Raw genomic sequence first — 19,786 nt, 5'->3', positions numbered from 1 at the left:
TTTCTCTTAGCTTTCTTAAAAATTTTCTTCTGTTATCCCCCTTAGCATAGAGCCTATGCACCCTAAGCTAAAAAATTGAAAAAAATAAATAATTTACTATTCTAAAAATATAACTATTTATTTAATTTCTGACAAAAATGAACAAAAAATAATTTATCGAGAAGATTAAAATTGAATAAAGCAGCATTAGTTAAGAAGGATGATATTCATTATTTGGCTATAGTCTCAATGGAGCTAGGTGATATAAAAAAACCTTCAATAATGGAAATTATGGAGATTAGGAATGGTTTGGGCATAAATTTAAATCAACTAATAAATGGACTTATGAACAATAACTTTTTAAATAAAGGCCTGCATAAAGCCGCTAAAGCAAAAAATGATGAGTTCTATACTCAACTTGCTGATATTGAAAAAGAATTAAAACACTATAAGGACCAGTTTTATGGCAAAACAGTATATTGCAATTGTGATGATCCCTATGAAAGCAATTTTTTTAAATATTTTGCCACCAATTTCAATGCCCTAGGTCTAAAAAAACTTATCACAACTAGTTTTTTTCCGTCACCGATTACGGGTAGACAGTTATCATTGCTTGAAATTGAGGGATTGAAACCCGAAGGAAAAGAACCCTTTAAAATTCAAATTAACGAGGTAAAAGATCTTGATTCGGACGGAGCAATAGGTTTATCAGATGTTGAGTTGCTACTTAAACATGATTCTAATGTAGCCGAGCCCCTTGAGGGTAATGGAGATTTTCGTAGTGATGAGTGTATTGAGTTACTTAAAGAAGCTGAAATTGTCGTGACAAACCCTCCTTTTTCGTTGTTGCGTGAATATCTTGCTCAGTTAACTGAATACAATAAGAAATTTTTAATAATAGGTAATACGAACTCAATGACTTATAAGGAAGTTTTTAAATTATTTAAGGAAAATAAGATCAGAACAGGTTACACCAATTTTAATGTGGGCATGTATTTTGTAGTGCCCGATAATTGGGAAAAATTCCATCATATTGATAAAGAAGGAAACAAGGTTGCCCGCGTATCAACTTCTTGCTGGTTTACTAATTTGGAAGTATCAAAGCATAGAGAAGAATTAACTCTCTACAAAAAATATAACCGTGAAGAATATCCTAAATATGAAAACTATGATGCTATTAATGTAAATAAATACAAAGATATACCTTTTGATTATGATGGTTTAATGGGTGTTCCAATTACCTTCCTCGATAAACATAATCCGGATCAGTTTGAAATCATTGGCTTAGGTATATCTAGTTCTGGAATTGAAATTGGTGTTCAGCCATACAAGGAAGAACACAGGAAATATAGAAAAGAAGTTCAAAAAAGAGGAGCTGTTAATGGTGATTTATATATGATTAACAATGGAGTAGTTAAAGTTCCTTATGCAAGAGTTATTATTAAAAAAAGGAAATTAACTAAACATCATGAAAATTGAACTACATAAAATTCCGATCCGCCAAGTGATGGTTGGTTATAAAGATAATGCTGAAGAAGGAGTGGTTGCCTATGAAGGCAAGCTTGATATACGCCCAAAATATCAACGTGAGTTTGTTTATAGTGGTAAACAGCGTGATGAGGTCCTTGAGACTATCAAGAAAAATTTTCCGCTCAATGTGATGTATTGGATGGTGAAAGAGAATGGTAATTATGAAATGTTAGATGGACAACAACGAACGATTAGTATCGGACAATATGTAAACGGAGATTTTTCAATTGATAATCGCTATTTTCACAACCTAACAATTGATGAACAGAATGAAATTTTAGATTATGAATTAATGATTTATTTTTGTGAAGGCAAAGATAAAGAAAGATTAGAATGGTTTAAAGTTATTAACATTGCGGGTGAAAAACTGACTAACCAAGAAATACGCAATGCAGTTTATACTGGACCTTGGTTAAGCAATGCGAAGTTGAAATTTAGCAAAACTCAATGTGTAGCATATCTTTTGTCTAATGATGGTGGGCAACTAATTAAAGGCTCACCAATTAGACAAGAATATTTGGAAACTACCCTCTCATGGATAAGTGGGGGTAAAATTGAGGATTATATGGCTCAACATCAGCATGACCCCAACGCAGATGATTTATGGCTCTATTTTCAAAATGTAATTGCTTGGGTACGAGAGATCTTTTTCAATTATCGTAAGGAGATGAGATATGTACAATGGGGCGAGCTATACAATGAATTCAAAGATAAAAAATTAAATGCCGATAAGTTGGAAGAAGAAATTAGTGCTTTGATGCAAGATGAGGATGTAACTAAAAAATCGGGTATTTATCACTATGTTTTATCAAGACAGGAGAAATATTTAAATATACGATCATTCACCGACAAAATGAAACGAGAGGCTTACGAAAAACAAAAAGGTATTTGTTCCAAATGTAGTAAAAAATTTGAGCTAAAAGATATGGAAGCAGATCACATAAAGCCATGGCATGAAGGAGGCAAAACGATTGCTGAAAATTGCCAGTTGTTATGCAAGCAATGTAATAGAACTAAATCAGGAAATTAAGAGGCTCCACCCAATATAAAGGACATTGGCTCTACCCCAACAAAGGGGGCATTTTAATCAAGTTAGTATAGACTAACTCTTTGATTTGACGGTCAAAAGGAAGATTAAAATGCCCAAGAAAGATTGTATCCTAAATTTACCGGGATATTCTATTAAAAAGGTGAGTGGGGAGAACCCGGTTTTTATCGAAGTCACTTATCGTTGTGTTGTTCGCTGTGTTCATTGTGGAAATAAGAAGTTACGTAAAAAAGACAGTTTCATAAGGCGAATACGCCATGAGTCGATTGGATTGCGTCGCAGTTACTTGTGTATTAAGGCTCATAAGTATTATTGTTCTGCTTGTGGTCGCTATTTTAATCAACGTTTTCCTGGGATAGGTAAATATCAAAGAGCCAGCGAGAGTTTGCGTAAACAGGTGTTTCACTATCATAGCAAAGGAGTCAGTCAAAAAGATTTGGCGCGCGACTTAAAGCTGGGTAAATCGACGGTAGAGCGCTGGTATCATTACGGTTATGAGCTTCGTTCCAAGAAGATAGCTACACGTTCTTGTCCTAGAATACTAGGCCTGGATGAGCATTCCTTTAATAGGAAAGTGGGTTATGCCACAACCTTTTGTGACTTGGCCAAACATAAAATATTTGATGTAGTTGAGGGGCGCTCAGAAAAGGACTTAGAGAGCTATCTTAATACCTTGGAAGGAAAAGAGAAAGTACAGGTAGTCTGTATTGACTTAAGCTCGAGTTACCGCAAGTTGATCAGGCGTTACTTTCCCAATGCCATGATTGTTGCCGATCGCTTTCATGTGATTCGTTTATTGAATCAATTCTGTTTGCAGACTTATCAGCAGATTGATCCCGAAATGAAGTATCAGCGAGGCCTCTTGGCCGCATTGAGAACTAATCCTAATAATCTCACGGTAAAGCGACTCAATAGACGAGAACGTTATTTGCAACAGCAGCCTGTCATTGCTGCAATATATTACTTTAAACAGCGATTACATCGGCTTCTCATGCGAAAACATCGCACCGCAAAGCAGTGTACGCGTTTAATACCTCTCTTTCTTAAACTGGTTGCCAGTCTGAAGGAAAGCCCTTTTGAATCACTCAAAACGTTAGGTAAAACATTATATCAATGGCGGGAAGAAGTGGTTAGAATGTGGCGGTTTACTAAAAACAACGGCATTACTGAGGGGTTTCATCGTAAGATGAAACTGATTCAACGGCGTGCTTATGGGTTTAGAAATTTTGAAAATTACAGGTTAAGGGTTAAAGTTTTGTGTTCTTGATTATTGCCCCCGGATTTGGGGAAGAGCCCTGTGTTGTTAATTGGGGAGTGCCCCCGTAATTGGTAAAGAGCCTGTTAATTGTCTACATTGGCTCTACCCCAACAAAGGGGGCATTTTAATCAAGTTAGTATAGACTAACTCTTTGATTTGACGGTCAAAAGGAAGATTAAAATGCCCAAGAAAGATTGTATCCTAAATTTACCGGGATATTCTATTAAAAAGGTGAGTGGGGAGAACCCGGTTTTTATCGAAGTCACTTATCGTTGTGTTGTTCGCTGTGTTCATTGTGGAAATAAGAAGTTACGTAAAAAAGACAGTTTCATAAGGCGAATACGCCATGAGTCGATTGGATTGCGTCGCAGTTACTTGTGTATTAAGGCTCATAAGTATTATTGTTCTGCTTGTGGTCGCTATTTTAATCAACGTTTTCCTGGGATAGGTAAATATCAAAGAGCCAGCGAGAGTTTGCGTAAACAGGTGTTTCACTATCATAGCAAAGGAGTCAGTCAAAAAGATTTGGCGCGCGACTTAAAGCTGGGTAAATCGACGGTAGAGCGCTGGTATCATTACGGTTATGAGCTTCGTTCCAAGAAGATAGCTACACGTTCTTGTCCTAGAATACTAGGCCTGGATGAGCATTCCTTTAATAGGAAAGTGGGTTATGCCACAACCTTTTGTGACTTGGCCAAACATAAAATATTTGATGTAGTTGAGGGGCGCTCAGAAAAGGACTTAGAGAGCTATCTTAATACCTTGGAAGGAAAAGAGAAAGTACAGGTAGTCTGTATTGACTTAAGCTCGAGTTACCGCAAGTTGATCAGGCGTTACTTTCCCAATGCCATGATTGTTGCCGATCGCTTTCATGTGATTCGTTTATTGAATCAATTCTGTTTGCAGACTTATCAGCAGATTGATCCCGAAATGAAGTATCAGCGAGGCCTCTTGGCCGCATTGAGAACTAATCCTAATAATCTCACGGTAAAGCGACTCAATAGACGAGAACGTTATTTGCAACAGCAGCCTGTCATTGCTGCAATATATTACTTTAAACAGCGATTACATCGGCTTCTCATGCGAAAACATCGCACCGCAAAGCAGTGTACGCGTTTAATACCTCTCTTTCTTAAACTGGTTGCCAGTCTGAAGGAAAGCCCTTTTGAATCACTCAAAACGTTAGGTAAAACATTATATCAATGGCGGGAAGAAGTGGTTAGAATGTGGCGGTTTACTAAAAACAACGGCATTACTGAGGGGTTTCATCGTAAGATGAAACTGATTCAACGGCGTGCTTATGGGTTTAGAAATTTTGAAAATTACAGGTTAAGGGTTAAAGTTTTGTGTTCTTGATTATTGCCCCCGGATTTGGGGAAGAGCCTCTACATTGCGTCTACATGACTTTTTGCGATTTTCTGAAAACTAACGTAACTACTTGATTTTATTGGTGGGCCCACTAGGACTTGAACCTAGGACCAACGGATTATGAGTCCGCTGCTCTGACCAACTGAGCTATGGGCCCGAAGAGGGGGTCATTTTAAACTTAATTTCTTTAATGTTCTACTATTTTTTATATTTTTTTAATGACTGTTTATAAAAACAGTCATTAAATTAACCTTCATCTCCTTCAAGGAAGCTTCTTAGCTTTTCTGAACGTGAAGGATGGCGTAATTTGCGTAGTGCTTTCGCTTCGATTTGGCGAATACGTTCGCGGGTTACGTCAAATTGTTTACCGACTTCTTCCAAGGTATGGTCTGTATTCATTTCGATACCAAAACGCATACGCAGAACCTTGGCTTCGCGTGGGGTTAGAGTTTCCAGTATTTCTAAAGTGGCTTCTCTTAAACCTTCTGCTGTAGCCATGTCGATGGGCGATTCAATGTTGTTGTCTTCAATAAAATCACCCAGATGAGAGTCGTCATCATCACCGACAGGGGTTTCCATGGAAATAGGTTCTTTGGCTATCTTCAGAACCTTGCGAATTTTATCTTCACTTAACTCCATTTTTTCTGCCAACTCTTCCGGAGTCGCTTCCCGGCCAGTTTCTTGCAAAATTTGGCGAGAAATGCGATTGAGTTTATTGATGGTTTCAATCATATGAACCGGAATACGAATAGTACGTGCCTGATCGGCAATGGATCGTGTAATCGCTTGTCTAATCCACCAGGTCGCATAGGTAGAAAACTTATAGCCACGTCGGTATTCAAATTTATCGACTGCTTTCATCAAGCCAATGTTGCCTTCCTGGATCAAATCAAGAAATTGCAAGCCACGGTTGGTGTATTTTTTTGCGATAGAAATCACAAGCCGTAAGTTGGCTTCGACCATTTCCTTTTTAGCACGCCTTGCTTTGGCTTCGCCTATAGACATCTTGCGGTTAATGTCTTTGATTTCACTGATGGTTAATCCATATTCTATTTCAAAAGAGGCCAGCTTGGATTGTAAGCGTAATATTTCATCCCGATTTTCTTCTATACGCTGAAGATCAAGTTTTTTGGCATGTTTACTGATAATGGTTTCTAACCAGTTCAGATCAGTTTCCTGTCCTGGGAAGGTATCTATAAACAATTTTCTGGGGATGCGTGCTTTTTCGATACAAAGACGCATAATGCTTCTCTCAAATTCACGGATATGATTACGCAATTGGCGAAAATGACGAGTTAATTTATCCACTTGTCTGGAAGTCAATTTGAGTTTCAAGAAGGATTCAGACATGGCGTCAAGCAATTCGACCGTTTTTTTATGCGTACGACCATGTTCTTTGAGGGCTTTCATTGCCTTGTCGAATGTTTCGCGCAATTCATCAAAATAAACTTTTGCTTGCTCAGGATTGGGGCCATCATCCACATCAGATATGCCGCCTTCGCCGTCTTCATCTTCCTCATCCACATCAAGAAGTATATCTTCCTGTTGCTCTTCATCAAGCATAGAACCAATGTTGGTGGCAGGTGCTATTTCTTCATCAACATCAGCAAAACCACTAATGATTTCATTAAGGCGAATTTCTTCAGCAAGGAAACGATCATAGTCTTCAAGAACCAGCTGCACGGTTTCCGGATAATGCGCCAGGGATTTTAAAACCTGGTATATTCCTTCTTCAATGCGTTTGGCAATACGGATTTCACCTTCACGAGTCAGAAGTTCTACTGTGCCCATTTCGCGCATATACATACGAACCGGGTCAGTTGTTCTGCCTGTTTCTTTATCCACAGAGGCGAGGACCATGGCTGCTTCTTCAATATCTGGTACTTCTTCAGTATTTAATAAGAGCGCAAGTTCATCTTCACTGGGTGGAAGCTCAAAAACTTTGATGTTCATGCCTTCCAGCATGCTAATGATTACATCAAAATGCTCTGTATCCACAATGTTAGGTAATAAGTCATTAATTTGACTGTAAGTCAAATAACCTTGCTCTTTACCCAGGCTAATGACTTTCGTAATTTGTGAGCTTTGCTGATCTTGGTCATTCATGGTCATAGGCACTTCTGTTGGAACAATGGGAAATTACAAAAAGTTTTAAATTATAAACTGGGTAGCTGCAACATACCAGTATTTCAGTATTTTTATTTTTCAATTTCAGCTTGCCCATGTCTTTCCTTTAATAAATTTTGTAAACTGAGCCGTTCAGCTTCTGTTAAGCCAGTTTTTCTGGATTTTTCTATGTACTGTCGTATCAATATCTCACGATTTTGCTTTTGTAAAAATAATAAGACATCAATAAATTCTTTAGTAAGCTCCTGGTCAGGTACTTGATGATCCCAGGCCGCTAATTTAACTATCAATTCAAAATAACTGCTATTGCGCCAGAATTCAATGAGGGTGGCAGTATTGGCATTGGGGTTGTCTTTCAATTGTTGAAATAATTTCAATAAAATATGATGTTCCTGTTCATTGAGCAGTTTGGGATTGATTTGTTGTATTGCTACAGAATAAATTTCGGGGTTTTGTAAGAGGAGCGCAATAGCAATACGTAGCGGTGAACGAGAAATAGTGGCTTGTACTTCTAGTTTGCTTTCAGCTTTTTCAGTAATCAAGTTATTTAAGCGATGGCTTTCAATATGAGTCAAACGTGCCAAGTCATCAATAAGCAACTGTTTGTATGATCCCTCAACCATTTTTTGCAAATAGGGTTTCACGGCGTTGATCAGCTGTGTTTTTCCTGCAGGATTTAATAAATTAATATCTTTAGCTAAAGTATCAAAGAAAAAGCGGTGGAGTGGAGTCGCTTGCTGTAAGAGTTCCAGGAAACCGTTTTCTCCTTCATTTCTTACCAGGCTATCTGGGTCATGTTCATCAGGCAAGAAAATAAATCCAGCATCTAATCCGGCATTCAAATGCGGTAAACTGCTCTCCATTGCCCGCCAGGCTGCTTGTTTACCTGCAGCATCACCATCAAAGCAAAAAATGAGATGTTTGGTATGTTTTGCCAACAATTGTATGTGGAATGTGCTGGTAGCAGTACCCAGGGTTGCGACCACATTAAAAATGCCATGCTGTGCCAAGGCAATGACATCCAAATAACCTTCAACAACAATAATGCTGTCGGGATTTTTCTGCTGGGACAGAACTTGATGCAAGCCATATAACTCACGACTTTTTTGAAAGAGTACTGTTTCCGGTGAGTTAAGGTATTTGGGTTTTTGATCTTTATCGAGTACCCGGCCACCAAAACCGATCACACGCCCATTCCTGTCGTGTATGGGGAACATAATTCGGTTACGATATCGATCATAAATTTTACCGTCATCGCTTTTGATTAGCATACCCGTGCTCAATAGTTCACGCTGATTGTTAGGAAAAGCTTTTTCAAGGTTATGCCATCCTTCAGGCGCATAACCTAAATGATATCGTTTGGCTATCTCCCCACTAAGACCTCTGCTGCGAAGATAATCAATTGCCACTAGTCCATTGTATTTTAATTTTTTTTGATAATATTGGCTGACTTCTGACATGAGGTTATATAGATTGAGAGACGATTTATGTTTTTCTCCTGTACCATCTCGCGGAACACTTAAGCCCAAGCGTGTCGCAAGGGTTTCAACAGCATCCGTAAAGCTTTGATTCAGATAATTCATGATAAAACTTATGGCATTACCTGAAGCACCACAACCAAAACAATGATAAAATTGTTTTTTTGCAACGACATTGAATGATGGTGTTTTCTCATTATGAAAAGGGCAACACGCAATATGACTGTTGCCTCTTTTTTTCAAAGGAATGTATGCATCTATTAACTCCACCAAATCTGTTCGGTGTAATAGATCATCAATGAATGGCTGTGGGATTAAGCCAGACATATTGGAGCTCAGTTTAATTTTGCCTTTATCCGGGCACTGACTTGAGCCATGTCCGCACGTCCTTGTAATTTTGGCTTAAGGATCGCCATGACTTTGCCCATATCAGATATTTTTTCAGCACCAGTAGACTTGATCGCATCGCTGATTAATTCTTCAATTTCATCGTTAGTTAAAGGTTCAGGCAGGTATTTTGCAAGGACATTCAACTCAAACTGTTCCTGGGCAACCAGATCGTCACGGTTTGCTTTTTCAAATTGAGCAATAGATTCTTTGCGTTGCTTGGACATTTTATCCAGGATGACTAACATGCGTTCATCATCCACCTCAATACGCTCATCGACTTCAATTTGTTTTACAGCAGCACTGATTAAGCGTAAAGCATTGAGCAAGTTTTTGTCCTTTGCGCGCATAGCGTCTTTAATGTCATTATTGATTTGTTCTTTTATAGTCATTTTAATTCCTTAAAAAACAAAAGGCCACATACAATGTGACCTTGGTGTAATATAGGACGAGCTGCGATTTACTACCGAAACTGCCACGAAGGCCAATTTCAAATAAAAACAATTAAAAATAGCAGATTTCTAAAACAGGGCACTGTTTAAGTGCCTCATGCAAACTTGCTTTTTAGTGCAGTTAATCTTGAAAAAATCAGATCAGGTAGTGCTTTTTTTACGTCGGTGGCCAACACCTCGTTTTGAGCTAACATCACGAGATATTTTTTTAAGATGACGTTTTACTGCAGCAGCTTGCTTGCGCTTACGCTCTGCGGTTGGTTTTTCATAAAACTCACGGCGACGTAATTCGGTTAAAATACCGGCTTTTTCACAAGAGCGTTTGAAACGTCGTAGTGCATATTCTGGGTTTTCGCCTTCTTTTACACGAACGGTAGGCATTAACTAGTCCTCTGGTTATTTAATCTTAATAGGTGGGCAATTCTAGTGCTAGATTTTCCCCTCGTCAAGATTAATCTATACGTTTCTTGCTATTTTAGCAAATTATCAAGACATTGTTCTTTAATTTAATGGTATCTTTTGTCTGTGATATAATTGAAAAACGATTAAGAGCTGGAAAATTGATTCCGATTATTGAGGTAGTTCATGCTTGTATTGGGTATAGAGTCTTCCTGTGATGAAACAGGTGTTGCTGTCTATGATTCAGAATCAGGATTATTGTCTCACGCCTTGCATTCACAAATTGCTACTCATCGTGTTCATGGCGGTGTTGTTCCAGAACTGGCTTCAAGAGATCATGTAAATTATTTGATTCCTTTGGTCGATGAGGTATTAACCAAAGCGCAAATTCGTAAAAACCAATTGGACGGAATAGCCTACACCGCAGGGCCTGGATTAATTGGTGCTTTGTTAGTTGGTTCCTGCTTTGCTAAAAGTCTCGCCTATGCCTTAAATATCCCGGCATTGGCAATTCACCATTTAGAAGCCCATCTGTTAGCAGCAAAAATGGAAACCCCATCTCTGGATTTTCCCTTTATTGCTCTGTTGGTTTCCGGTGGTCATTGCCAGCTGATAGAAGTTAACAATATTGGTGACTATCAATTATTAGGAGACACTCTCGACGATGCAGTAGGAGAAGCTTTTGACAAGACAGCCAAACTGATGGGGATTCCCTATCCCGGAGGAGCCGTGTTGGCAAATTTAGCTGATGAATGTTCATCAACACCCTACCAATTCCCCCGTCCCATGACTGACAGGCCAGGTTTGGATTTTAGTTTCAGTGGGCTAAAAACCCATGCCTTAAATACCTGGAATCAAAGCACAAAAAAAGAAAACGACCGTTCAGAAATTGCAAAAGCATTCCAACAAGCAGTAGTCGAAACATTAATCATCAAATGCAAAAGGGCCATTAAAGAATCTCAATCGAAGCGCCTGGTGGTAGCAGGGGGGGTAGGGGCCAATAAAGCGTTACGTAGCGCTTTGCAAAAATGGATTAAAGACATTCAAGGGGAAGTTTACTTCCCCGCCCTGGAATATTGTACAGACAATGGCGCAATGGTCGCTTACGCGGGATGTTTGCGAATGCTGCGAGGGGAGAGTGATGAGGGGTGGGGTATTGTGGTCAAACCTCGTTGGCCTCTCGCTTGAACGCCTGTCTTCGGCGCATCTTGCCAGATCATTACTCTAAAAAATGCTCATGTACCAATCTGTACACTCCGCTTTTTTAGTCGCAACGATCTGGCAACCTGCACTCGAATACGGGCGTTCAAGGACGGGGTGTCTTCGGCGCATATTGCCAGATGCTTATTATCATCATTAACTAGGCTTATGCATTAAGCAGAGTATTTGTGTCTTATTCCTTTTCTTTGACAGTTTTTGTTCTGGGTTTGGTTGACTTCGGTTTTTTAGTTGTTTCTTCTGTGCTGGTTGTCTTTTTTGTTTTTGTCGTAGTTTTTTTGGCTTTTGGCTTTTTTACAGTCTCAGCTTGTTCTGTCTTTTCTGCTTTTTCAATATTCGTATCAATGACTTCTTTGCCAGGAAACTCTTGTTCTATAGACGTAGCTGGAGAAGCTTCCATTATTTCTTCTATCACACTGTGTTTAAATTTGATTTTAGGTTCTTTTCCATCTATTAAACGATTAAAATTATCTCGGTGTTTGTAGAGAACCAGAATAGTGATCATGAATAAAGGGGGGAATATATTGAGATTACCCACCAATATTAATGAGTAAAAAGGAGCTAAAGTGATAGAAATTATTGATGCTAAAGAGGAATAGCGCCAGAAATTCACTACCAGTAACCAGGTTGCTGCAACCATGATACCAATTACAAAATGAAACGCTAACAAGGCTCCTATTGTTGTGGCAACACCTTTTCCGCCTCTAAAATGAAAGAAAACAGGGTACATATGACCAACAACAGCTGCTAAGGCAGTAAAGGCAATGGTTACAGGTTCGCCGCTTAAATATTTGGCGATGATTACAGGAAGTATACCTTTTAAAGCATCGCATACCATGACCAGGATACCGTACTGTTTCCCTCCAAGACGAAGTACATTAGTAGCCCCCGGGTTTTTTGAGCCCTCTTCTCTTGGGTCGGGAAGCCCAAACGTACGGCACACGATGATAGCTGAATTAATGGAGCCCATTAAATAACCAACTAGTATTAGAAATATAAAAAGCGCCACCGATCTCTCCTTACTCGGGAATAATTTTTATTATCAAACAATCTCTATTGGCAAGCAATTGTCAAGATAGAAAATTTATCAAGACTAGATAATAGAATTCATTTCATGTTATTTCAATTTAATTCCATGATTAATGCCGGAATGAGTGTGGGAATTGACTTATTTATGCAAACTGAAGGCATGGTTGGTATAATTTGAACCAACAGGATAGTCCATATTGCTAAAAAAGTGGATGTTCCATAAAATTTGCACTATTTGCAATAGTTTGAGACGGATACTGAAAGTTGCTTTTTAGGCTTATTCGATGTTTCATTAACAATCTGTTTCATTATTTAAGGGAATTTTACTAAAGCTATGGATGCCATTCATCTCCTTTCAGCAACAGAAATCATTCGCCGCATTAAAATGAAAGAACTCTCGGCTGTAGAGGTCATGGTGGCGCATTTAAACCATATTGATAAGATCAATCCAGTAATCAACGCGCTCACGGAACGTGTTCCCCCTGAGGAATGCCTAAAGCAGGCAAAAGAAATTGATAAGAGTATCGCTTCGAAAAAAAGTTTGAACAGGTTAATGGGGTTACCAGTTGCCATAAAAGACGCTTTGTATGTGAAAGGGTTAATTTGTTCTTCGGCTTGCTCAGGATTTTATAAGGGAGAAAAAGCGATGCATGATGCGACATTGGTTTCTCGACTAAAAAAGGAAGGCGCAATTGTTCTTGGCTTAACCAATGTTCCTGAATTGTGTCGCGGTGGTGATTCGGATAATTTAATCTATGGACGGACCAATAATCCTTATGATCTAGCTAGAACCAGTGGAGGGAGTAGTGGTGGTTCTGCTGCTTTGATTGCAGCAGGAGGGGTTCCTTTTGCTTTGGGTTCCGATGGTGGAGGTAGTTTGATGCAGCCTGCTCATTGTTGCGGCATTGTTGCATTGAAACCAACACATGGCCATCTTCCTCATACAGGCTCTGTGGGTGGAGATTCCTATGGTCTTATAGGCAGCCTAATTTCTTTCGGGCCCATGGCTCGTTCTGTCAGTGATGTCTGCTTGGGACTTTCTGTGCTTGCTGGTCCTGATCAATATGATCCTTATACAAATCCTGTTTCAGTTATACCTGCTGCGCCACTTAAAAAATTGCGCATAGCCTATTTTACAGAAAATGGTTTTACGCCGGTTGAGGCGGAGATACAAGAAGTTATTAAATCGGCTGCCTTGGCTTTGCAGGATGATGTGGCCATTGTGAGGGAGTTACGACCTGATTGTATCAGTAAGGCTTTTGATTTGCACTGGGAGCTTTTTCTCGGGGGTGATCGAGGAGTAGGATTTAAAAACATGTTATCGGAGTTAGGGATTAACAATCTGTCATGGGAATTACAAGAATTCTTGCGTCAAGCAGAACAATCTCAATTCTCAGTAACTCAATTGCATCAACGTATGCGTGAAATCGATTTGTTTCGTCTGGAATTAGCCTCATTTATGCAAGATTATGATGTATTGATCAGTCCAGTGTTTCCAAAGGTGGCAAAACCTCATGGGATTGGGATTAAAGAAATCCGCGATTTTTCCTATGCGATGGCACACAACTTAAGCGGATTTCCAACGATCAGCATAAGGTGCGGAACTTCAGCTGATGGGTTACCCATTAATGTATTAATAGCTGCTAATCGCTGGAAAGATACTACTGCACTGGCTGTTGCAGAACGTGTTGAGCAATTAATGGGGGGATATATACCGCCTTCTCTTATCCTCTCTCTGCAATGAAGCAAGAGTTAATAATTTTTCAAACAGTGAGCTAGGGCAGAAACAAGGATTGCAAATCATTGGTATATTGCCTGCCTAATGGTGTTACTTGCCAATGAGTCTCTGTTAAACTTATTAATTGTTTCTTCCTGGCCAATTCAAGTAAGGGTAAAAGCTGATTAAGCTCCAATCCTGTCGCAGTTGTGAATAATTCAAAAGGTATAGGTTGTTCGAGCCGGGTTGTATTCAGCATAAACTCAAATAACAATTCTTTTCCTTTAATGCATTCCCGGGCAGCCAGAAATGGTTTTTCATTATCCAGATAATCTTTGGGTTGCCGATGCTTACGGGTTCGTATTACTTCGTTTGGGGTTGACATTTTTCCATGAGCTCCGGCACCTATACCTAAATAATCACCAAATAACCAATAATTGAGATTATGTCTGGCTTGTTTTTCGGGCTTGGAAAAGGCAGAAATTTCATAGCGCTGATATCCAGAATCATGTAACAGGGCAAATCCTTGCTCCTCCAGTAAGCAATCTTCTTCTTCGGAAGGCAGGGTAGGAGTATGCTTGTAAAATACAGTATTCGGTTCTATGGTTAATTGATACCAAGATAAATGCTCGGGTTGATAGGATAAAGCCGTCTTAAGATCTTGTAATCCTTGCTCCACACTTTGATTGGGTAAACCGTGCATGATATCAAGATTCAGGTTATCAAAGCCGGCTTTACGAGCAGTATCTATGGCTGAATGAGCTTGTTTCTCGTCATGAATACGGCCGAGAATTTTTAAATGATTGGGATTAAAGCTTTGAATTCCCAAAGAAAGACGATTTATTCCTGATTGTCTATAATCAGTAAATCGATGTTGCTCTACAGTACCGGGATTAGCCTCCATTGTGATTTCAATATTTTTTGCAAAGGGGAGTATGCGCTTTAATTCGTTAAATAAGTTGTTATAAGCTTTGGCTGAAAATAAACTGGGTGTGCCGCCACCAATAAAAATGGAGTTAATTTCGCGAGTTTTGTATGAGGAAATATCGGTTTTAAGGTCTTCAATCAAAGCCTGAATATACTGGTGTTCGGGTAAAACATCAGGGCTTTTGTGTGAGTTAAAATCGCAGTATGGGCATTTTCTGATGCACCAGGGAATATGAATATACAAGGATAACGGAAGCATTACAATTTTTAAACTGGCTTGTTGGGGAATGCAATAGTATCATGGTAGCAATTTTGCTACAAAATTAAGTGATGACCATTGATGCGGAATAAACCAAAATGTAAGCAAAGAACCGTGATAGCCAAATCCCGGTTGTTTACAGTTGAAGAAATGTATCTGGAATTTTCCAATGGGGCTCAGCGAGTCTATGAGCGGATTAAAAGTCATGGTCATGGGGCGGTGTTAATAGTTGCATTGACTCCTGGGGAATCATTATTATTAGTTCGGGAATACGCCGCAGGTACTGATTCTTATGAATTATCCTTTCCCAAGGGAGTTATAGACAGAAATGAAACTCCTATCGAGGCAGCGAACAGAGAGTTACGTGAAGAGACAGGGTTTGCAGCAAGGGAACTGCACTGGATTCGTTCTATGTCATTGGCTCCTGGTTATTTTGGAGCACGCATTGAGCTTATTGTTGCGGAGGGCTTGTACCTCTCGCCGTTGCCAGGTGATGAGCCCGAACCTCCTGAAACAGTAGAGTGGCCTTTACACGCTGCTTATGAGCTATTGGAGAAACCTGATTTTACCGAGGCGCGCAGTATTGCTGCGCTATTTTTAGTTAAAGAGTGGTTGAATAAGAGGAAATAATATGACAAATAATCGAGTAAGAGTTGCTGTCACAGGTGCCGCTGGGCAAATAGGTTACGCCTTGGTGTTTCGTATTGCTTCCGGTCAAATGTTTGGGCCAAATACTGAAGTGGAATTGAGTTTACTTGAACTTGAGCCGGCACTTCCCTCTCTGGAAGGAGTCGCTATGGAGCTTGATGATTGCGCATTTCCCTTATTAAAACGTATTGTTTGTACTGCCGATTTGAATAAGGCAATGGATGGAGTGAACTGGGCATTATTAGTAGGTTCGGTTCCGAGAAAACAAGGTATGGAGCGTTCTGATTTATTGCAAATCAATGGTGGCATATTCACCAAACAAGGCCAGGCGATTAATGATTATGCAAGTGATGATGTACGCGTATTTGTTGTAGGAAATCCTTGTAATACCAATTGCCTGATTGCCATGAATCATGCAAAAGACGTGCCCTCCGATCGCTTTTATGCAATGACTACACTGGATGAGTTAAGAGCTCGTACTCAATTGGCCAAAAAAGCAGGTGTTGATATTACTGCAGTGACTCAAATGACAATTTGGGGTAACCATTCCTCTACCCAATATCCCGATTTTTATAATGCAAAAATCAATGGGATTTCTGCTGCTCAAGTCATAAATGATGAAACCTGGTTAAAAGAAACCTTTGTATCAACCGTCCAACAACGGGGAGCTGCAGTAATCAAAGCACGAGGCTCGTCTTCTGCTGCTTCTGCCGCCAATGCAATTATTACTGGGGTTAATCATTTAGTGACTGATACTCCAGCTGGAGAGTCCTTTTCAATGTGCCGTCGCTCAAAGGGAGAGTATGGAGTGGATGAGGGTTTGATCTTCTCTTTCCCATGCCGCAGAGAGCGTGGCGAATTAAAAGTGGTTGAGAACCTGGAGTTCAACGATTTTGGACGCGAGAGATTCAATACCACTTTAAACGAGTTACGAAGTGAGCGCGACACGGTCAAGTCTTTGGGCTTATTGGATTAATCAGACCGGGTCAATTATTGATAGATTTGATCTTGTTGTTTTTGCTGGTTATCCTGCTTTGTGAATTGCTCAGGGCAGGGTGTTGTCACGCCTTGTTTTATAAACCAGGTTTCAATGATTCCTTTGTTTGTAAATCAGGGCTTTTATTGGGATGTTGATTTCTGTTTTTATATGCTTCACTCAAATACATTTGAAATAACGGTGAACTCTCCAGGATGGATTTAGCATCTGTATTTCGTAAAAGAGTTGATACTGAACGACCATTGGATAATATTTCGTTGAGGGTATGAATCAATTGTTCTATTTGCTCGAAGGGCTCTTTTCGTTTATGAATCAAAAGGGGAGTATGCTTAATTATCGCTCTGGCGAGTTGTTCGTCTGTTAAATAGAGAATTAAGCGGGTTTGAGCGATTTTGATGAAATTTCTTTCCGATTTGACAATGATATTGTATAAAAAATCAGGGTCTTTTTTTAAGTGATTGCTTAATCTTTGGCTAAATCCAGGCCTATCCCTGTTGTCAACCAGTGTTTGAGTTAATTCAGTATGCTCCAATTGAGAGAAGGGTTTGCCTGTCTTTTTTGCAAGCCAGGTTATTAAATCATGTTCATGAGGAGAATGATTCAGTGCACTGAATTGAAATCGTGGAGATACCTTTGGATGAGATAAGACTTGATTCCAGTCAATGGTTGGCATGTGGTGCAATTTGGCCAGTGCATCCATGGATTTTCTGATTATATTAAAATTAATCCGCCATTTTTCAATATAGGGCAGGGCTTCTCTAATTGCTCTAAGCAGTTCAATAAAAGTATTTCTGGCTTTTGGATCGTAGTTCTCGGTAGCTTCCTTAAGATGTTGCACTGCGGGAAAAGTATATTTGCCATTTCTCATTGCTTCTAAATGAAATACTGATTGTAGTGATTTTAGCAATACAGAAAAAGGGTCTTCCATACCAATATTCCTCCACCGGCCCTTCTTTAAAAGTAGTTTATAAAAACACAAAAGCCAAATATTTTGCAAAATGGATTAATAATTTTTATTTTAATTGATAATATTTATTGTTTTAATAAAAACAATTGATTTTATTTATTAAATGATTTCACCTAAATTTAATAATGACAATTGTGTTAATTTAATGAGGAGAAAACTTATGATTACGGTAGGCAACAAATTTCCAAAATTTCAACTTAAAGCAACAGTGGCTAATGAGGTCAACAATGCATTTCAAGTTATTTCTGATGAAACGTATCAGGGTAAATGGTTAGTCGTATTTTTTTGGCCTAAAGATTTTACCTTTGTCTGCCCTACTGAAATCGCGGAGTTTGGAAGGCTAAATTCAGAGTTTGCCGATCGGGATGCTCAAATTCTGGGTGGAAGCACGGACAGTGAATTTGTACACTTGGCTTGGAGAAATCAACATCCAGACTTGAAAAATCTGCCATTTCCCATGCTTGCTGATGTTAAACGAGAATTGACAGCAAATTTGGGTATATTGGATGACGAGGAGGGGGTTGCTCAACGCGCGACATTTATTGTAGACCCTCAGGGAATTACTCGTTTTGTAATGGTTACGGATTTAAATGTGGGGCGCAATCCAGCTGAAGTATTACGTGTTCTGGATGCTTTACAGACTGATGAACTTTGTCCTTGTAACTGGAAAAAAGGTGAAGAAACAATTCATATTAAATAAATTGAAATAAGAGGCATCAATCATGTTAGAGAATGTTAAAGAAAGCATACCGGAAGTGGCTAAAGATATACGCTTGAATTTGATTAAGGTTCTTAATCTGGAGCAAAGTGATGGATTGAGTGAGCAGCAGATTTTAGGTTCTGCATTGGCAGTGAGTTATTCTTTAGGTAATGAGGCTTTAATTAAGGAACTTAAAGAATTGGTGCATAACGAACAGATTGTGCGTGCAGCACAACTTGCGGCAAGTCTTATGGCGATGACTAATATTTACTATCGTTTTGTTCATTTAACTGAAATTAAGGAAATTGAGCACATTCCTGCAGGATTGCGAATGCAAGGAATGATGAATCCCGGAGTAGACAGGGTAACTTTTGAGATATTGTCCCTTGCTGTTTCTGCCCTCAATGGTTGTGGGGCTTGTGTTAGCTCTCACGCACGTCAATTGAAAGAGCACGGCTTATCCGATATAAGCCTTGCACGAGTTGGGCGTATTGTTGCGGTTATTCATGCGGTTCATGTCAGTGTGCGAATTGAATAAAATAATGGATTTGAAGCAGTTAACCTGCTTCAAATGTCCAAAATTATTTAATGACGCCACAGGCTATACGGTCTCCACCGCCCCCTTGTGGAGGATTATCACTATAAGTATCTCCATCGGCATGAATCATGACAGCTAAATTATGCATATCACTTAATTTCAAACGAGGGGCTAAAGTAGGTATCATCGCTTTTCCATCGCTTGTGACATATAAAACAGGCAAATCCCCCAAATGCCCATTACCATAAGGACCTTGGTGGCTATTGGTATTTTGAGGATCATAATGCCCTTCTGCGTGCATTCCGTGGTTACCACAGTCAGCATTTTTATGTAAATGGAAACCATGCGGACCTTCAGGAAGGTTAGTTAAATCAGGTGTAATCAAAACACCATATGGGGTTTGTGTAAAGGTTACCTTGCCTATTGCAACCGGTTTGGGTCCAGTCGTGTAAATTGGCGCTGTAAGATCATCCGCAATAGCCATGCTTGAGAATAAAAGAGTACCAACTAATATTATTCCTGATTTATTCATGTCATTTCCTGGTATTTTTCAAAACCTGTTAATATTTTTAGTATTATCCAAGAAAAGCATTTATTCCACAGGATTTACAAAAAACTTCAATTTTTTTGGTTAAAAATATTTTTAATTCAGCCATTTAGTATATCAGAATTTCCATGTGTAAAACGTCATTGTGTCGACCATGAGATTTTTGTAAATTCTGTTTCAGTGTTTAGAGAGAGGATTTTAAATGAATTGAAT

General features: G+C 39.2%; 18 protein-coding genes and 1 tRNA gene. 10 read left to right on the top strand and 9 right to left on the bottom strand.

Features of this window, described 5'->3' with window-relative positions; translation table 11 throughout:
• Positions 1–171 precede the first annotated feature (171 nt).
• The 4 genes from OQJ02_RS11820 to OQJ02_RS11805 all read left to right on the top strand — a co-directional run bounded on the left by OQJ02_RS11820 (position 172) and on the right by OQJ02_RS11805 (position 5,171).
• Positions 172–1,458: an adenine-specific methyltransferase EcoRI family protein gene (locus OQJ02_RS11820; protein ID WP_265719215.1), complete on the top strand. Its 1,287-nt coding sequence runs from the start codon at positions 172–174 to the stop codon at positions 1,456–1,458.
• Positions 1,448–2,539 (top strand): HNH endonuclease family protein, encoded by a 1,092-nt coding sequence (locus OQJ02_RS11815; RefSeq protein WP_265719214.1) that lies wholly within the window; start codon positions 1,448–1,450, stop codon positions 2,537–2,539. Before OQJ02_RS11820 ends, OQJ02_RS11815 begins: the two co-directional genes overlap by 11 nt.
• 109 nt (positions 2,540–2,648) lie before the next feature.
• On the top strand, positions 2,649–3,824 hold the full coding sequence (locus OQJ02_RS11810) for an ISL3 family transposase (protein WP_265718344.1): 1,176 nt from the start codon (positions 2,649–2,651) through the stop codon (positions 3,822–3,824).
• A 171-nt stretch (positions 3,825–3,995) separates the two neighbouring features.
• Positions 3,996–5,171 (top strand): ISL3 family transposase, encoded by a 1,176-nt coding sequence (locus OQJ02_RS11805; RefSeq protein WP_265718344.1) that lies wholly within the window; start codon positions 3,996–3,998, stop codon positions 5,169–5,171.
• Between the two features lie 92 nt (positions 5,172–5,263).
• Here the strand turns inward: OQJ02_RS11805 and OQJ02_RS11800 are convergent.
• The 5 genes from OQJ02_RS11800 to rpsU form a co-directional block, all read right to left on the bottom strand.
• A tRNA-Ile gene (locus OQJ02_RS11800) sits at positions 5,264–5,340 on the bottom strand.
• 89 nt (positions 5,341–5,429) lie between these two features.
• A complete protein-coding gene (rpoD, locus tag OQJ02_RS11795; protein WP_265719213.1) occupies positions 5,430–7,295 on the bottom strand; it encodes an RNA polymerase sigma factor RpoD in 1,866 nt (621 codons plus the stop codon).
• Positions 7,296–7,381: 86 nt separating this feature from the next.
• Positions 7,382–9,115 (bottom strand): DNA primase, encoded by a 1,734-nt coding sequence (gene dnaG, locus OQJ02_RS11790; RefSeq protein WP_265719212.1) that lies wholly within the window; start codon positions 9,113–9,115, stop codon positions 7,382–7,384.
• A gap of 8 nt (positions 9,116–9,123) precedes the next feature.
• Positions 9,124–9,567 (bottom strand): GatB/YqeY domain-containing protein, encoded by a 444-nt coding sequence (locus OQJ02_RS11785; RefSeq protein WP_265719211.1) that lies wholly within the window; start codon positions 9,565–9,567, stop codon positions 9,124–9,126.
• A gap of 201 nt (positions 9,568–9,768) precedes the next feature.
• Complete coding sequence (rpsU, locus tag OQJ02_RS11780) at positions 9,769–10,008, bottom strand: 30S ribosomal protein S21 (protein ID WP_027222453.1); 240 nt, start codon at positions 10,006–10,008, stop codon at positions 9,769–9,771.
• A gap of 204 nt (positions 10,009–10,212) precedes the next feature.
• Between rpsU and tsaD the strand changes: the two genes are divergently transcribed.
• A complete protein-coding gene (tsaD, locus tag OQJ02_RS11775; protein WP_265719210.1) occupies positions 10,213–11,214 on the top strand; it encodes a tRNA (adenosine(37)-N6)-threonylcarbamoyltransferase complex transferase subunit TsaD in 1,002 nt (333 codons plus the stop codon).
• Between the two features lie 205 nt (positions 11,215–11,419).
• Here the strand turns inward: tsaD and plsY are convergent, their stop codons facing one another.
• On the bottom strand, positions 11,420–12,253 hold the full coding sequence (gene plsY / locus OQJ02_RS11770; protein WP_265719209.1) for a glycerol-3-phosphate 1-O-acyltransferase PlsY: 834 nt from the start codon (positions 12,251–12,253) through the stop codon (positions 11,420–11,422).
• A gap of 354 nt (positions 12,254–12,607) precedes the next feature.
• On the opposite strand from plsY, the gene OQJ02_RS11765 reads away from it, so the two are divergent.
• The gene (locus OQJ02_RS11765; RefSeq protein ID WP_265719208.1) at positions 12,608–14,017 is read left to right on the top strand and encodes an amidase; all 1,410 of its coding nucleotides are present in this window, start codon (positions 12,608–12,610) and stop codon (positions 14,015–14,017) included.
• 31 nt (positions 14,018–14,048) lie between these two features.
• On the opposite strand, the gene hemW is transcribed toward OQJ02_RS11765, so the two are convergent.
• On the bottom strand, positions 14,049–15,176 hold the full coding sequence (hemW, locus tag OQJ02_RS11760) for a radical SAM family heme chaperone HemW (RefSeq protein WP_265719207.1): 1,128 nt from the start codon (positions 15,174–15,176) through the stop codon (positions 14,049–14,051).
• 81 nt (positions 15,177–15,257) lie between these two features.
• Between hemW and nudE the strand changes: the two genes are divergently transcribed.
• Both nudE and OQJ02_RS11750 read left to right on the top strand, forming a co-directional pair.
• On the top strand, positions 15,258–15,806 hold the full coding sequence (nudE, locus tag OQJ02_RS11755) for an ADP compounds hydrolase NudE (RefSeq protein WP_265719206.1): 549 nt from the start codon (positions 15,258–15,260) through the stop codon (positions 15,804–15,806).
• 1 nt (position 15,807) lies between these two features.
• Positions 15,808–16,800 (top strand): malate dehydrogenase, encoded by a 993-nt coding sequence (locus tag OQJ02_RS11750; RefSeq protein ID WP_265719205.1) that lies wholly within the window; start codon positions 15,808–15,810, stop codon positions 16,798–16,800.
• A 97-nt stretch (positions 16,801–16,897) separates the two neighbouring features.
• On the opposite strand, the gene OQJ02_RS11745 is transcribed toward OQJ02_RS11750, so the two are convergent.
• Entirely contained in the window at positions 16,898–17,818 is a 921-nt protein-coding gene (locus tag OQJ02_RS11745; protein WP_265719204.1) for a hypothetical protein, read from the bottom strand.
• 130 nt (positions 17,819–17,948) lie between these two features.
• Between OQJ02_RS11745 and OQJ02_RS11740 the strand changes: the two genes are divergently transcribed.
• Both OQJ02_RS11740 and OQJ02_RS11735 read left to right on the top strand, forming a co-directional pair.
• Positions 17,949–18,488, top strand: coding sequence for a peroxiredoxin (locus OQJ02_RS11740; protein ID WP_265719203.1), 540 nt, complete (start codon positions 17,949–17,951; stop codon positions 18,486–18,488).
• A 22-nt stretch (positions 18,489–18,510) separates the two neighbouring features.
• Positions 18,511–19,026, top strand: a complete 516-nt coding sequence (locus OQJ02_RS11735; RefSeq protein WP_265719202.1) for a carboxymuconolactone decarboxylase family protein — start codon at positions 18,511–18,513, stop codon at positions 19,024–19,026.
• A 43-nt stretch (positions 19,027–19,069) separates the two neighbouring features.
• Here the strand turns inward: OQJ02_RS11735 and sodC are convergent, their stop codons facing one another.
• Positions 19,070–19,558 (bottom strand): superoxide dismutase SodC, encoded by a 489-nt coding sequence (sodC, locus tag OQJ02_RS11730; protein ID WP_265719201.1) that lies wholly within the window; start codon positions 19,556–19,558, stop codon positions 19,070–19,072.
• Between the last annotated feature and the right edge of the window lie 228 nt (positions 19,559–19,786).

This window comes from Legionella sp. PATHC032 (genome assembly GCF_026191185.1).
Taxonomy (GTDB): domain Bacteria; phylum Pseudomonadota; class Gammaproteobacteria; order Legionellales; family Legionellaceae; genus Legionella.
Note: the sequence above shows the minus strand (reverse complement) of the source record. Positions and strands in the feature narration are given on the sequence as shown.

Excerpts from the sequence above, each read along its gene's own strand:
- OQJ02_RS11750 (WP_265719205.1), top strand. The coding sequence starts at position 15,808 with ATGACAAATAATCGAGTAAGAGTTGCTGTCACAGGTGCCGCTGGGCAA.
- hemW (WP_265719207.1), bottom strand. The coding sequence starts at position 15,176 with ATGCTTCCGTTATCCTTGTATATTCATATTCCCTGGTGCATCAGAAAA.
- OQJ02_RS11740 (WP_265719203.1), top strand. The coding sequence starts at position 17,949 with ATGATTACGGTAGGCAACAAATTTCCAAAATTTCAACTTAAAGCAACA.
- rpoD (WP_265719213.1), bottom strand. The coding sequence starts at position 7,295 with ATGACCATGAATGACCAAGATCAGCAAAGCTCACAAATTACGAAAGTC.
- nudE (WP_265719206.1), top strand. The coding sequence starts at position 15,258 with ATGCGGAATAAACCAAAATGTAAGCAAAGAACCGTGATAGCCAAATCC.
- OQJ02_RS11810 (WP_265718344.1), top strand. The coding sequence starts at position 2,649 with ATGCCCAAGAAAGATTGTATCCTAAATTTACCGGGATATTCTATTAAA.
- tsaD (WP_265719210.1), top strand. The coding sequence starts at position 10,213 with ATGCTTGTATTGGGTATAGAGTCTTCCTGTGATGAAACAGGTGTTGCT.
- rpsU (WP_027222453.1), bottom strand. The coding sequence starts at position 10,008 with ATGCCTACCGTTCGTGTAAAAGAAGGCGAAAACCCAGAATATGCACTA.
- OQJ02_RS11805 (WP_265718344.1), top strand. The coding sequence starts at position 3,996 with ATGCCCAAGAAAGATTGTATCCTAAATTTACCGGGATATTCTATTAAA.
- OQJ02_RS11785 (WP_265719211.1), bottom strand. The coding sequence starts at position 9,567 with ATGACTATAAAAGAACAAATCAATAATGACATTAAAGACGCTATGCGC.
- OQJ02_RS11765 (WP_265719208.1), top strand. The coding sequence starts at position 12,608 with ATGGATGCCATTCATCTCCTTTCAGCAACAGAAATCATTCGCCGCATT.
- OQJ02_RS11815 (WP_265719214.1), top strand. The coding sequence starts at position 1,448 with ATGAAAATTGAACTACATAAAATTCCGATCCGCCAAGTGATGGTTGGT.
- sodC (WP_265719201.1), bottom strand. The coding sequence starts at position 19,558 with ATGAATAAATCAGGAATAATATTAGTTGGTACTCTTTTATTCTCAAGC.
- OQJ02_RS11735 (WP_265719202.1), top strand. The coding sequence starts at position 18,511 with ATGTTAGAGAATGTTAAAGAAAGCATACCGGAAGTGGCTAAAGATATA.
- dnaG (WP_265719212.1), bottom strand. The coding sequence starts at position 9,115 with ATGTCTGGCTTAATCCCACAGCCATTCATTGATGATCTATTACACCGA.